The following is a 12,743-nucleotide window of genomic DNA, read 5'->3' as shown; positions in this document are numbered from 1 at the left end:
GGGAGTCGAGCGCAGCATCGCACTCGCACCCCGCTGGAACTCGAAATCGACGTCGGCGAGGTCCGATCGAACGCCGTCGCGGTCGAGTGGCTCCCTGAGTCGATCCAGCAGGTCGTCGAGCGTCCCCCGCGTGGCCGACGAGCGGGGAGACCCTGACCTCGCCACGGCTCAGCCGCGCCAGTTCCCGCAGCGCCGCCGGATGGAAGCCGAAATCCAACCCACGCGCGCACCGAGCTCGGCCGCCTCCGCCGCTGAACTCGCCGCGCCGCCGGGACAGTCCAGGATGTCGCCGCGCAAGTCGTCGTCGCCGAGGGAGAACATCGCGCGGTATTCGCTCAGCGATCGACCGGTGAGCAGATAGCCGCCCGCGTCGATCGAGTCGTGCTGGTCTCCCCTGCGTCGGACGGTAGCCAGCAACCGGGCACGGTGCGAGCCGGTTTCCACGTCTAGGGCTTGACCTCGGCGAGCGGCCTGCCGGGATACAGGCGCTGAATCGTCAGCGCGGCCGCCAGCAACCGGGAGTCGTGCGGGTCGGCGGGATCGACGCCGGTGAGTTCGGCGATGCGGCGCAGCCGATAGCTGAACGTGTTGGGGTGCACGTGGATCTCGGCGGCCGCGGCCTTGCGGTCGGAGCCGTGGCGCAGGTGCGCGTCGAGGGCTTCCAGCAGGTGCGGGCTGTCCAGGATCGGGGCGATGCGCTCGGCCAGCCGCGTGCGGGCGGTGCCGGGCCTGGTGAGCTGGTACTCCAACAGCAGGTCGTCGAGCTGGTAGACGCCTGGGGGGCGGCCGAGCAGGCGCGCGAGTTCGGCGAGGTCGGTGGCTTCCTTCGCGGTCCGCGCGATGGCGTCCATCGGCACGGCGGGATAGGCGGCGACGAACACCGGGATCCCGAAGTTCTCGGTCAGTTCCGCGGCGAGTCCGGCATGGCGCGCGCCGTCGGGCTCGGCGTCGGAACCACTGGGCAGCAACGCGATTCCGCTCCAGCCGTCGAAGGTGGCCAGCGTCGTGGTGCCCGCGAGGGCGTCGAGGGCGCGGTGCAGCAGGCGGATGCGGCGGCGCCCGACGAGCGTGGCGACCTTGCTCGGCTGGTCGTCGGGCCGGATGTGGATGGCGAGCACCGTGTAGCGCTCGGCCAGGGCGGTGTCCGCCCGCGCCGCCAGTTCCGCCGCGGGCAACCCGTGCAGCAGCGCCGAGCACAGCGCCCGGCGCGCCTCCCGCTCGGCGTTGTAGATGGACTGCTCGACCTCGGTGTAGGTCTCCACGACCGTGACGTTGATCTGCATGAGCAGGTCGAGCAGCCTGCTGCCGATCAGCACGAGATCATCGAGTTCCTCGCGGGAGGCCAGCGCGGCCGCCTCCTGGAGCACCGACTGCGCGGAACCGTGGATGGCCTCGATCAGCACGGGCAGCGGAAACCGGTCCTCGGCGTGCCGCTCGGCCACCGGGGCGACGAACGTCGCGACCTCGGTCTTGGTGAAACTGCGCTGTTCGCCGATCGCTTGGAGCACGGCGCGGCCGCACGCGTAGATCGCCGGAAGCACCTCCGCGGTGAAATGCCCCTCGGGCAGGTCGGCGGCGGGCGGAGTGGTGCCGAGGCCCGCGGCGAGCATGCGCTCGGCGATCTGCGGCCAGCGGGTGAGCAACCGGGCGACGAGCGGAGCGTCTCCGGTCACCGGGGACAACACGACGGACATGGGCCGATTGTTTCCGACCACAGAAACCGGCGGCAAGGTCGCGGTCGCGGTCGCTCGATTTTTGGCTCGCACGCCAACATTCCGGATGAAATGTTCTCCTCCAGGTGCAGTGACACCGCTGCGGCACGCGCCCTACATTCGGAAAGCGGCTCGCGATCATGGTCCCGATCACATTCGTTCCGAAGTGTGGCGTGGCAGACATTTGTCGCGGTGCCCTCCGCACCGCTGGGCCGCATTCGTTCGGTGCGAATGGAAGTGAACTGAATGTTGGCAATGATGCACAACGCTCGGAAGGCGATTCTCGGAGCCGCGGTGATCGCGGGCGTGACCATGGCGACCGCGCTCGGGGGCGGAGCGGCGCACGCGCAGCAAGAGATCGAACCGACACAGCAGGCGCTCGCCGATTACATCAGCGCGGGCCTGACACCCGCTCCGGACGGCAGACAGCCGCGCGCGATCGTGGACACCGGCAGCTCATTGGGCTGGCCGACCAGCGTCGCGTCCGACGCCTTCGGCGAAGGCCCGGAGATGTCGGCGTACCTGGCGGCGTTCGCCTATGGCCTGACCCACCCCGACGCCGCCCCGCCCGGGGCCAACCGCTGGAACTGCACTCCCGCCGCCGAACACCCGCGTCCGGTGGTGCTGCTGCACGGCACCTGGCTCAACGCCTACGACACCTTCTCCTACTTGTCCCCGCGCCTGGCCCGCGCCGGATTCTGCGTGTTCGCCTTCAATTTCGGGCGCTCCGGCATCCTGGAGGGGGGCGGTCTCGGCCCGATCCTTCCCGGTCGCTTCGGGGTGGGCCGGATGGAGGACTCGGCGGCGCAGTTGCGCGATTTCGTCGACCGGGTGCTGGCCACGACCGGTGCGCAGGCCGTCGACATCGTCGGCCACTCGCAAGGCGGCACGGTCGCCGACCACTATCTGAAATTCGAAGGCGGGCAAGGCAAAGTCGGCAAGCTGGTGAGCCTGGGCGCGACGCATCACGGCACGTCGCTGATGGGCATCGCCACCCTGGGCCGGATCATCAACAATCTGGGCGTCGACATCCTCGGTTTCTACGAGCCGCTGGTCGGGCTCGCGAATATCCAGCAGGCGGTCGGCTCACCGTTCTACGCCGCCCTGAACGCGCAGGGTGACACGGTGCCCGGCGTCGCCTACACGGCGATCGGCTCCCGGCACGACGAGGTGACCAACCCCTATCAATGGACGTTCCTGCGAGCGGGTCCGGACGCGACGGTGGACAATGTCACGCTGCAAGACGGGTGCGAGCAGGATATGTCCGACCACCTGACGATGATGTATTCCCCACGGGCGGCGTCGATCGTGCTGCACGCGCTCGACCCGGTCGCCCAGCCGTCGCTGGAATGCACGTTCAATCCGTGGATGATCGGCGGCAGCGGCAGCTTGTGATCCGCTGTCACTGCATCGACGCGAGAATCCGCGAGCGTTTGATTGGCACTCGGGACAATTCTTTTCCGGCCACGACCTTGATTGGGTGAATACGGGTTCGGATGCCCGCGATCACGGCTGTGCCGTCGGAAAGGAAGAACCGGATGAGTGTGCGACTCGAAAGGGATGGCGGCCCGGTGCCGCCTCATCCGGCGGCGTTCTCGGCTCGGCCGGTACTGCCCGAAGACGATCCGTTCTATGTTCCACCGCCCGCGGTCGGGCGCTTGCGCCGCGGCGCGATCGTGCGCACGCGGGCGGTGCGGATCGGCTTCTTCGGCATTGTGCCCCAGCGCATCTCGGCCTGGCAGCTGCTGTATCGGACGTGTGATCTGCACGGAACTCCCGAGGTCGCGGTGACCACCGTGTTGTTGCCGTGGGACGCGGATCCGGCCGAGCCGCGCCCGCTGGTCTCGTTCCAGTGCGCGATCGACGCGGTGGCCTCGAAATGTCTTCCCTCCTATTCGCTGCGACGCGGGGCGCGGGCGGCGGGGTCGATTCCCCAGCTCGAGCTGCCGCTGATCGCCAGCGCACTGGCGCGCGGCTGGGCGGTGTCGGTGCCGGACCACGGTGGAACCGCGGGGAGATTCGGCGTGGCCAGGGAGCCGGGATACCGCGCGCTGGACGGGGTGCGCGCCGCTGTCGCCTTCATGCCGCTGGGGCTGGACCCGGACACACCCGTGGCGCTGTGGGGTTACTCGGGCGGGGGATTGGCCACGGCCTGGGCCGCGGAGATGGCCGCGGAATACGCGCCGGAGCTCAATATCGTCGGCGCGGTCGCCGGGTCGCCGGTCGGGGACCCGGCCGCCGCGTTCGTCCGGCTCAACGGAACGCTTTTCGCGGGGTTCGCGGCGGTCTTCACCGCCGGGCTGCGCCGCGGCTATCCGGAACTGGACCGCCTGCTGCGCGCCCATCTGGACGCGCGGTATCTCGGCTGGCTCGCCGAGACCGAGACCACCGCGACGTTCCCGCTGCTGTATCGCTTCGCCCGCCGCGACATCGACAAGCACAGCGACGCGGGGCTGACCGCCATGCTCCAGCAGGACGGGCTGCGGCGGATCCTCGATGACATCCACCCCGGCGGCCGAGCGCCCGCCATGCCGGTGCTCGTGCTGCAAGGCGTGCACGACGAGGTGATCGCGGTCGCCGACGTGGACGGCCACGTCGCGCGCTACGTCGCGGCGGGCGCGCACGTGCGCTATCTGCGCGACCGGCTCAGCACCCATCTGCTGCTGCAATTCCTGGCGCTGCCGGTGATGGTGGATTGGCTCGCCGGTCGTTTCGCCGGTCGCGAGCTGCCCCCGGCCGGTACGCGCACCCAGTGGTCGCTCGCCTGTGCCGGTCCGGCGTTGCGCGGTCACCTGGGTTTCGCGGGTCTGCTCCTGCGCATGTGGCTCGGACGGCCGATCCGCGCGCCGCGCCCGCCCGCGCCGTCGCGTCCTCGCCCGCGCCGCCTGTCCGTCGTCACCGCGGCTCTCCGCAAACCGTTGTCCTGATTCCTCTGATCACCTGCCGCCGCGCGGCGGGTACGAGATTCCGGTGTCACGTCACATAGGTGTCCGTTTTGCTCTAGCGTGAGCACGGTCGGTGCCGAGAGGGGTCGTGGATGCGTAGCGGGATGCTGAGTGTGGCGCAATTGCGGGACCGGGTCGACACGGGCGAGATCGACACGGTGCTGGTCGCGATGACCGACATGCAGGGACGACTGCAAGGGAAGCGCTGCGCGGCACGATATTTCCTGGACGAAGTGCTCGAGCACGCCACCGAGGCGTGCGGCTACCTGCTCGCGGTGGACGTGGACATGACGACCGTCGACGGTTACGCCCTCTCCTCCTGGGAGACCGGGTACGGCGACGTCGTGCTGCGGCCGGATCTGCGCACGTTGCGGACGGTGCCGTGGTGGCCGGGCACGGCCATGGTGCTCTGCGATGTGGAGCACGTGGTGCCGGAAGGGCGGGCGGTCGCGGCTTCCCCGCGTCAGGTGCTGCGCCGACAGCTGGACCGGCTGAGCGAGCGTGGCCTGCGCGCGTTCGTGGGGACCGAACTCGAGTTCCTGGTGTTCGACGACAGCTACGAGGCGGCCTGGAGCGCGGGGTATCGCGGGCTGACGCCGGCCAATCAGTACAACGTCGACTACTCGCTGCTGGGCACCGGGCGGATCGAGCCGCTGCTGCGCCGCATCCGCAAGGAGATGGACGGCGCGGGCATGTATGTCGAGTCGGCCAAGGGCGAGTGCAACCCCGGCCAGCACGAGATCGCCTTCCGGTACGACGAAGCCCTGGTCACCTGCGACAACCACAGCATCTACAAGACCGGTGCGAAGGAGATCGCGGCGCAGGAAGGGCGCAGCCTCACCTTCATGGCGAAATACAACGAGCGCGAGGGCAATTCCTGCCACATCCATCTGAGCCTGCGCGGCGCGGCGGGCGAGGCGGTCTTCGCCGGCGACGGCGCGGACGGCATGTCGCCGCTGATGCGGCACTTCATCGCGGGCCAGCTGGACTGCCTGCGCGAGTTCACCTACCTGCTGGCTCCGAACATCAACTCCTACAAGCGATTCGCGGTGGGCAGCTTCGCGCCGACCGCGATCGCGTGGGGCCGGGACAACCGCACCTGCGCCATCCGCGTGGTCGGCGAGGACCACGCGCTGCGCTTGGAGAACCGGGTGCCCGGCGGCGACGTGAACCCGTATCTGGCCGTGGCCGCGCTGATCGCGGCGGGGCTGCACGGCATCGATCGAGGGCTGCCGCTGGAGCCGGAATTCAAGGGCAACGCCTACCACTCCGAGCGCCCCCGGGTGCCGCGCACGCTGCGCGAAGCGGCCCAGCTCTTCGGTGACAGCGCGGTGGCCCGCGCGGCCTTCGGTGATGATGTAGTGGAGCATTACCGCAACGCGGCGCGGGTAGAGCTGGACGCCTACGACGCCGCGGTCACCGACTGGGAGCGTATCCGTGGTTTCGAACGACTCTGAGGTCGCGGGAGCCCGTCCCGTGATCGGGCTGCCCACGTATGTGGAGCGGGCCCGCTTCAACGCCTGGGACCTGCCGTGCGCGGTGCTGCCGCACGCCTACGTCGAGATGGTGGCCGCCGCGGGCGGCATCCCGGTGCTGCTTCCGCCGGCGGGCGCCGCGCGGCCCGAGCTGGTGCGGCGGCTGGACGGGTTGCTGCTGACCGGCGGCGCGGACATCGATCCCGCCCGCTACGGCGGCCCTTCGGCCGGGATACCCGGCTACACCAGGCCGGACCGCGACGAGTCCGAGTTCGGTCTGTTCGAGCTGGCCAGGGCCGCGGGCATGCCGATCCTCGCGGTCTGCCGCGGGCTGCAACTGGCGAACGTGGCGCTGGGCGGCACGTTGATCCCGCATCTGCCCGATGTGGTCGGCCACGACGAGCATTCCGGCGTCGCGGGCGGGTTCACCGCCACCAGGGTGCTGACCATCGCGGGCAGCCGGGTCGCGCGGCTGGCCGGTCCCGAGGTGAAGGTGCACTGTCACCATCACCAAGCCGTCGATCGGCTCGCCGAGGGCCTGACCGCCAGCGCGTACGCCGCCGACGGCACGATCGAGGCGGCCGAGGCCACCGACGGGTCGTTCCTGGTCGGCGTGCAGTGGCACCCGGAGGCCGACGCCACCGATCGCAGGCTGGTCCTGGCGCTGACCGAGGCGGCGGACACCTATCGAAGGGAGCGGGACTCGTGACGACAGGGCAGGTGCTCAACCCGGCGACCGAACAGGTGGTCACGACCGTCGAGCTCGTCGGCGAAGCGCAGACCGATGCCGCCATCGCCGCGGCGCAGCGCGCCTCGGCCGCGTGGCGCGAGGTCGCGCCCGGCGACCGGGCCAGGTTGCTGCGCCGGTTCGCCGAGGCGGTGGACGCGGACCTGGAAAACCTGGCCCGCCTCGAGGTCGCCAACGCCGGGCACACCATCGGCAACGCGCGCTGGGAGGCGGGCAATGTCCGCGACGTCCTGCACTACGCGGCCGGGATGCCGGAACGGTTGCTGGGCAGCCAGATCCCGGTCGCGGGCGGAGTGGACATCACCTTCCACGAACCACTCGGCGTGGTCGGGGTGATCGTGCCGTGGAACTTCCCGATGCCGATCGCGGCCTGGGGTTTCGCGCCCGCGCTCGCCGCGGGCAACACCGTGGTGCTCAAACCCGCCGAACTCACGCCGCTGACCGCCCTGCGGCTCGGCGAACTCGCGCTCGAGGCTGGCCTGCCCGAGGGAGTGTTCCAGGTGCTGCCCGGCAAGGGATCGGTGGTGGGTCAGCGCTTCGTCACCCACCCGGCCGTGCGCAAAGTGGTGTTCACCGGCTCCACCGAGGTGGGCACCCAGATCATGGCGGGCTGCGCCCGGCAGGTGAAGCGGGTGACGCTGGAACTCGGCGGCAAGAGCGCGAACGTCGTGTTCGCCGACGCCGACCTGGAACAGGCGGCGGCGACCGCGCCATACGGCGTCTTCGACAACGCCGGGCAGGACTGCTGCGCCCGTTCCCGGATTCTGGTGCAGCGCAGTGTGTTCGACCGATTCCTGGAATTGCTGGAACCTGCTGTGCAGGGGGTGCGCGTCGGCGATCCGTCCGACGAATCCACTGAGATGGGGCCGCTCATCTCGGCCGCGCACCGGCAGCGGGTGGCCGAGTTCGTGCAGCCGTCGACCAAGGTGGCGTTCACCGGAAGCGCGCCGGACGGTCCCGGCTTCTGGTACCCGCCCACCGTGGTGCTGCCCGCCGCGCCCACCGACCGGGTGCTCACCGAGGAGGTGTTCGGCCCCGTGGTGGCGGTGGTCCCGTTCGAGGACGAGGCCGACGCGCTGCGCATCGCCAATGACACGAAATACGGCCTGTCCGGCTCCATCTGGACCAGGGACGTCGGCCGGGCGCTGCGCGTGGCCCGAGGGGTGGAGGCGGGCAACCTGTCGGTGAACTCGCATTCGTCCGTGCGGTACTGGACGCCGTTCGGCGGTTTCAAGCAATCCGGGCTCGGGCGCGAACTCGGGCCGGACGCCGCGCTCGCGTTCACCGAGACCAAGAACGTCTTCCTCGCCACGTAGTGACACCCGCACATCCGACAGGAGATACGTTGCAGCGCTTACAGGATCGAGTCGCCGTCGTCACCGGCGGCGGGAGCGGTATCGGTCTGGCCACGGTCCGTCGCTTCGCGGCGGAGGGGGCGAAGGTGGTGGTCGCCGACATCGACGCCGGGACCGGCGAGGCGGCGGCCAAAGAGGTCGGCGGCCGGTACGTGCACGTGGACGTCACCGACGAAGACCAGGTCAAGGCCATGTTCCAGACCGCGGTGGACACCTACGGCGGGCTGGACATCGCGTTCAACAACGCGGGCATCTCCCCGCCGGAGGACGATTCGATCCGCACCACCGGCCTCGACGCGTGGCGGCGGGTCCAGGAGGTCAACCTGACCTCGGTGTACCTGTGCAGCAAGTACGCCATCGAGCACATGCTCGAGCGGGGCAAGGGCTCGGTGATCAACACCGCGTCCTTCGTCGCGGTGATGGGCGCGGCGACCTCGCAGATCTCCTACACCGCCTCCAAAGGCGGCGTGCTGGCGATGAGCCGCGAACTCGGCGTGCAGTTCGCCCGCGACGGCATCCGGGTGAACGCGCTGTGCCCGGGTCCGGTGAACACCCCGCTACTGCGGGAGCTGTTCGCCAAGGACCCCGAGCGCGCCGCCCGCCGCCTGGTGCACGTGCCGCTCGGCCGGTTCGCCGAACCGGAGGAGATCGCCGCCGCCGTCGCCTTCCTCGCCAGCGACGACTCCTCGTTCATCACCGCGTCCCAGTTCCTGGTGGACGGCGGCATCGCGGGCGCGTACGTGACCCCGCTATAGGGCCGCACGCTTACTTCGGCGCTCCCAATCGCGCGCCGCCGTCGACGCGAACCACGATCCCGGTGGTGAAGGAATTGTCCACCAGGAATTCGATCGCGTGGGCCACGTCGTCGGCGGTGCCGACGCGACCGACCGGGGTGGCCGAGGCGATCGAGTCGAAGACCTCGGTACGCGCGCCGTCGGGCAGGAAGTTCCACCAGTCGGTGTCGATCACGCCCGGGGACACCGCGTTCACCCGCAGCGGCGCCAGCTCGACGGCCAGCACCGGAACCATCGCCTCCACACCGGAATTCACGGCCGCCAGCGCCGCGGTCGCGGGCATCGACCCGCCCGCAGAGGCCGCCGACACCAGGGTGATCGAACCGCCCTGCGACAGGTGCGGCAGCGCGGCCTGCACCGCGGCCGTGTGCGCGAGCAGTTTGCCCTCGACGTGCTCGCGCACATGGCCGAGGGTCAGTTCGCGGAACGGCGTGGTGCCCGACGGGCCGGTCACGGTCACCACCACATGGTCGATCGGCCCGATCTCGGTGAAGAACCGGGTCAGGTCCGCCTCGTCACGCGCGTCGACGGTCCGGCCGGTGACGTTCTCGCCCGGACCGGCGAGCGCGGCCTCCAGTCTGCCCTTGTCGCGACCCGCGATGATCACCTCGTGCCCGTGGGACGCGAGCCTGCGCGCCGCGGCCAGGCCGATGCCCGATGTACCGCCCACGATGACGACTCGGTTGCGCACAACACCCTCCTGATTTTCGAAGCTCTGTGTCTCGAAATATAAACGAGTCACGGTGTCTTGTAAAGTGGCGGCATGACCGGAACTCGTGGCCGCCCGCGCAGCGAGGAGACCAGGCGCGCGATCCTGCGCGCCGCGCTCGAACTGTGTGAACGGGACGGCTATCAGGACTTGACCATCAAGGCGATCGCCGACGCGGCGGGCGCGGGCAGGCAGACGGTGTATCGCTGGTGGCCGGACAAGGCATCGGTGCTCATGGAGGCGCTCGCCGGGCTCGCGCAGGATCCGGCGCTGCGCGTGCGCGCCGAGTCCACCGACGTGCTCGCCGAGGTCGAGGGCCTGCTCACCGTGACCTACGAACTCACGCGCAAGCTGACCGGCCAGGCGCTGGTCGGCCTGATGGCCGACGCGCAACGTGACCCCGCGCTGTCGGAGCGGTTGCAGAGCACGGTGATCGGCCCGCGTCGTGCCGCGTTGCGCGCCCTGCTGGCGCGCGGTGTGGACAGTGGCGAGTTCGCCGGGACGGTGCCGCTGGATCTGGTGGTGGATTTCGCCTTCGGGGCCATGTGGTACCGGCTGCTGAGCCGGCACGCCCCGGTGGACGGGGCGCTGGCGCGGGAGGTCGCCGCCGGTATCGCCGCCATGCTCGGGCGGAGGTGACCGAGGGACTTCCCGCATCGCGTCTCTCGTGGACGCGGTAATCGTGACTGCGGTGACTATGTGACCGGCATCACAATTCTCGGTCGAGTGGCAGGTCAGAGCAGGCGTGCGCGAGGTCTTCCTGCTCCGTGACTGTTTGCCGCCGCCGAATCCTGGGTATCGGTCTGTTTCGTGCCACGCCTTCGGTCGCCGAGATCGGAGGCGGAACGAACCGAGGTCCGTGACGGACTGGAGAGGACGTGCACGTGACCGATCGAGCATCCAGGAATTTCCCGCTGCGGCGTTCCGTGGCGGCCTCCGCCATGGGCAACGCGACCGAATGGTTCGACTACGGCGTCTACGCCGCCACCGCGACGTACCTGACCGATGCCTTCTTCCCCGGGGAACTCGGCACGCTCGGCACCATGCTCGGCTTCGCCATCTCGTTCGTCCTGCGGCCGCTCGGCGGCATGGTGTGGGGCCCGCTCGGTGACCGGATCGGCCGCAAAGCCGTGCTGGCCACCACGATCCTGCTCATGGCCGCCGCCACCGGCGCCATCGGCCTGCTGCCCACCCACGCGTCCGTCGGCGTGCTGGCCCCGATCCTGCTCATCCTGCTGCGTGTGGTGCAGGGCTTCTCCACCGGCGGCGAATACGGCGGCGCGGCAACATATCTCGCCGAATGCGCGACCGATCGCAAACGCGGATTCCTGGGCAGTTTCCTGGAATTCGGCACGATGGCCGGTTTCGTCGGCGGCTCCGCGACGGTACTGGCCTGCCAGCTCGCGCTCGGTTCGGACACCATGCACGACTGGGGCTGGCGCATCCCGTTCCTGATCGCCGTCCCGCTCGGCCTGACCGGCTGGTACCTGCGCGCCAAGCTGGACGAGAGTCCGGTGTTCACCGAGGTCGCCGAGCGCGAGCGTCCGCCGGGCGGGCTGCGCGAGGTGCTGACCACCTACCGGCGCGAGACCCTCACGCTGGCCGGACTCGTGGTCGCGCTCAACGTGGTCAACTACACGCTGCTGACCTATCAGCCCACCTATCTGCAGAAAACCATCGGCATGGGCGAGTCGGCCACCACCGCGATGATGCTGCTCGGTCAGGTGGTGATGATGCTGGTGCTGCCGTTGTTCGGCCGACTGTCCGACGACGTCGGCCGCCGCCCGATGTGGCTGTTCTCGCTGGCGGGTCTGAGCGTGCTCGCGGTGCCGCTGTACTGGCTGATGGGTCAGGGCACGGCCTGGGCGATCCTCGGCTTCATCGTGCTCGGACTGTTGTACGTGCCGCAGTTGTCCACCATCAGTTCCACGTTCCCCGCCATCTTCCCGACCCATGTGCGGTACGCGGGTTTCGCGCTGGCCTACAACGTCTCCACCGCGATCTTCGGCGGCACCGCCCCGCTGATCAACGAGGCCGTCATCGAGGCGACCGGCTGGGCGCTGTTCCCCGCCATCTACATGGTCGGCGCGTCCCTGATCGGTCTGCTCGCCTGGAACCACCTGCGCGAAACCGCGGGCGCATCGCTGCGCGGCATCGAAGTCCCCGACGCGGGGGAGCCCGCCCCCGACCCGAAGCCCGGCCTCCCCGCCCAACCCGCGTTCTGACTCGGGGCGGCGCGGTGCTCGGCGAGGAGAAGCGCTACTGCGTGGCGGACCAGACGACGACCTTGGCGGTGTAGGCCTTGACCGCGTTGTCGAGCGCTATTCCGGTGATGAACGCGGTACGGCCCGCCGCGGTTCGCACGCAGTAGGCGCTGTCGGTGGTGACCGGCAGGGTTTCGGCGCCCTGGGTGGCGACGAGGTCCGAGCACTGTTTCCGGGTGGGTTCGGCCGGGGTGGTCCACCGGGCCAGGGTCGGCTTCGTCGTGAAGAAGCCGCCGCCGACGCCGTAGAGGGTGGCGGCGGAAAATCCGCCGGAGGCCTCACGGTCGTAGCTGACCCAGGCGCTGGCGCCAGTGTTGCTGGACAGGACGCGGGGCGGGACGGAGTCCAGGTCGAAGTAGGTCAGGTTGAGCGTGCCGGACCATCGGACGTCGTCCGGGGAAGCGTTCGCCGAAGTCGCGGGGACGGCCGAGGAGGGCGCGCGGTCGGCCGGCGTATCGCTGCGCGTGGTCGGCTGAGCCGACGTGGAGGTTCCCGTGGCCGAATCGTCCTTGTCGTCATCGGTGGACTTCTCCACCGCCAAGACGATCAACCCGGAGATGATCGGGAACAGCAGCGTGGTGAGGATCGTCCCGGAATGACGCCGCATCCAGCTCTTCCGCTCGGCGTTGTCCTGCTGCCGGGGCTGCTGTGTCTCGGGCGCGTCCTCGCCGGGCTCGTTGTCCCCCATGAAGAAACCTGTCTCCTGTGGCTGCGTCGGTTCCGCCGGCTCGACGCCTGCTC

Annotated in this window: 12 protein-coding genes; 8 read left to right on the top strand and 4 right to left on the bottom strand. The window is 69.8% G+C overall.

The window, feature by feature from the left end:
- Positions 1-168: 168 nt before the first annotated feature.
- Positions 169-417, bottom strand: coding sequence for a hypothetical protein (locus ACH49X_RS06310; protein ID WP_357108392.1), 249 nt, complete (start codon positions 415-417; stop codon positions 169-171).
- Between the two features lie 29 nt (positions 418-446).
- Positions 447-1,694: a helix-turn-helix domain-containing protein gene (locus ACH49X_RS06305; protein ID WP_357108395.1), complete on the bottom strand. Its 1,248-nt coding sequence runs from the start codon at positions 1,692-1,694 to the stop codon at positions 447-449.
- 273 nt (positions 1,695-1,967) lie between these two features.
- On the opposite strand from ACH49X_RS06305, the gene ACH49X_RS06300 reads away from it, so the two are divergent.
- The 6 genes from ACH49X_RS06300 to ACH49X_RS06275 all read left to right on the top strand — a co-directional run bounded on the left by ACH49X_RS06300 (position 1,968) and on the right by ACH49X_RS06275 (position 8,990).
- Entirely contained in the window at positions 1,968-3,107 is a 1,140-nt protein-coding gene (locus ACH49X_RS06300; protein WP_357108467.1) for an alpha/beta fold hydrolase, read from the top strand.
- A gap of 143 nt (positions 3,108-3,250) precedes the next feature.
- On the top strand, positions 3,251-4,639 hold the full coding sequence (locus ACH49X_RS06295; RefSeq protein WP_357108398.1) for a lipase family protein: 1,389 nt from the start codon (positions 3,251-3,253) through the stop codon (positions 4,637-4,639).
- Positions 4,640-4,749: 110 nt separating this feature from the next.
- Positions 4,750-6,114: a glutamine synthetase family protein gene (locus ACH49X_RS06290; RefSeq protein WP_357108401.1), complete on the top strand. Its 1,365-nt coding sequence runs from the start codon at positions 4,750-4,752 to the stop codon at positions 6,112-6,114.
- Positions 6,095-6,841, top strand: a complete 747-nt coding sequence (locus ACH49X_RS06285) for a gamma-glutamyl-gamma-aminobutyrate hydrolase family protein (protein WP_195078528.1) — start codon at positions 6,095-6,097, stop codon at positions 6,839-6,841. Before ACH49X_RS06290 ends, ACH49X_RS06285 begins: the two co-directional genes overlap by 20 nt.
- On the top strand, positions 6,838-8,196 hold the full coding sequence (locus ACH49X_RS06280) for an aldehyde dehydrogenase family protein (RefSeq protein WP_357208184.1): 1,359 nt from the start codon (positions 6,838-6,840) through the stop codon (positions 8,194-8,196). Before ACH49X_RS06285 ends, ACH49X_RS06280 begins: the two co-directional genes overlap by 4 nt.
- Complete coding sequence (locus ACH49X_RS06275) at positions 8,196-8,990, top strand: 3-oxoacyl-ACP reductase (RefSeq protein WP_396944924.1); 795 nt, start codon at positions 8,196-8,198, stop codon at positions 8,988-8,990. The genes ACH49X_RS06280 and ACH49X_RS06275 overlap by 1 nt, the downstream gene beginning before the upstream one ends.
- Positions 8,991-9,000: 10 nt before the next feature.
- Here the strand turns inward: ACH49X_RS06275 and ACH49X_RS06270 are convergent, their stop codons facing one another.
- A complete protein-coding gene (locus ACH49X_RS06270; protein WP_195078530.1) occupies positions 9,001-9,720 on the bottom strand; it encodes an SDR family oxidoreductase in 720 nt (239 codons plus the stop codon).
- A gap of 72 nt (positions 9,721-9,792) precedes the next feature.
- Here ACH49X_RS06270 and ACH49X_RS06265 point away from each other — a divergent pair, with 72 nt between their 5' ends.
- Positions 9,793-10,377: a TetR/AcrR family transcriptional regulator gene (locus ACH49X_RS06265; RefSeq protein ID WP_195078531.1), complete on the top strand. Its 585-nt coding sequence runs from the start codon at positions 9,793-9,795 to the stop codon at positions 10,375-10,377.
- Between the two features lie 302 nt (positions 10,378-10,679).
- The gene (locus ACH49X_RS06260) at positions 10,680-11,963 is read left to right on the top strand and encodes an MFS transporter (RefSeq protein WP_195078904.1); all 1,284 of its coding nucleotides are present in this window, start codon (positions 10,680-10,682) and stop codon (positions 11,961-11,963) included.
- 34 nt (positions 11,964-11,997) lie between these two features.
- Here ACH49X_RS06260 and ACH49X_RS06255 read toward each other — a convergent pair whose 3' ends face one another.
- Positions 11,998-12,690: a hypothetical protein gene (locus tag ACH49X_RS06255; protein WP_195078532.1), complete on the bottom strand. Its 693-nt coding sequence runs from the start codon at positions 12,688-12,690 to the stop codon at positions 11,998-12,000.
- Positions 12,691-12,743: the final 53 nt, after the last annotated feature.

It is taken from the genome of Nocardia sp. NPDC019323 (assembly GCF_044389845.1).
Classification (GTDB): Bacteria; Actinomycetota; Actinomycetes; order Mycobacteriales; family Mycobacteriaceae; genus Nocardia; species Nocardia implantans.
The sequence above is the reverse complement of the archived record's forward strand: the minus strand, read 5'-3'. Positions and strand labels throughout refer to the sequence as shown.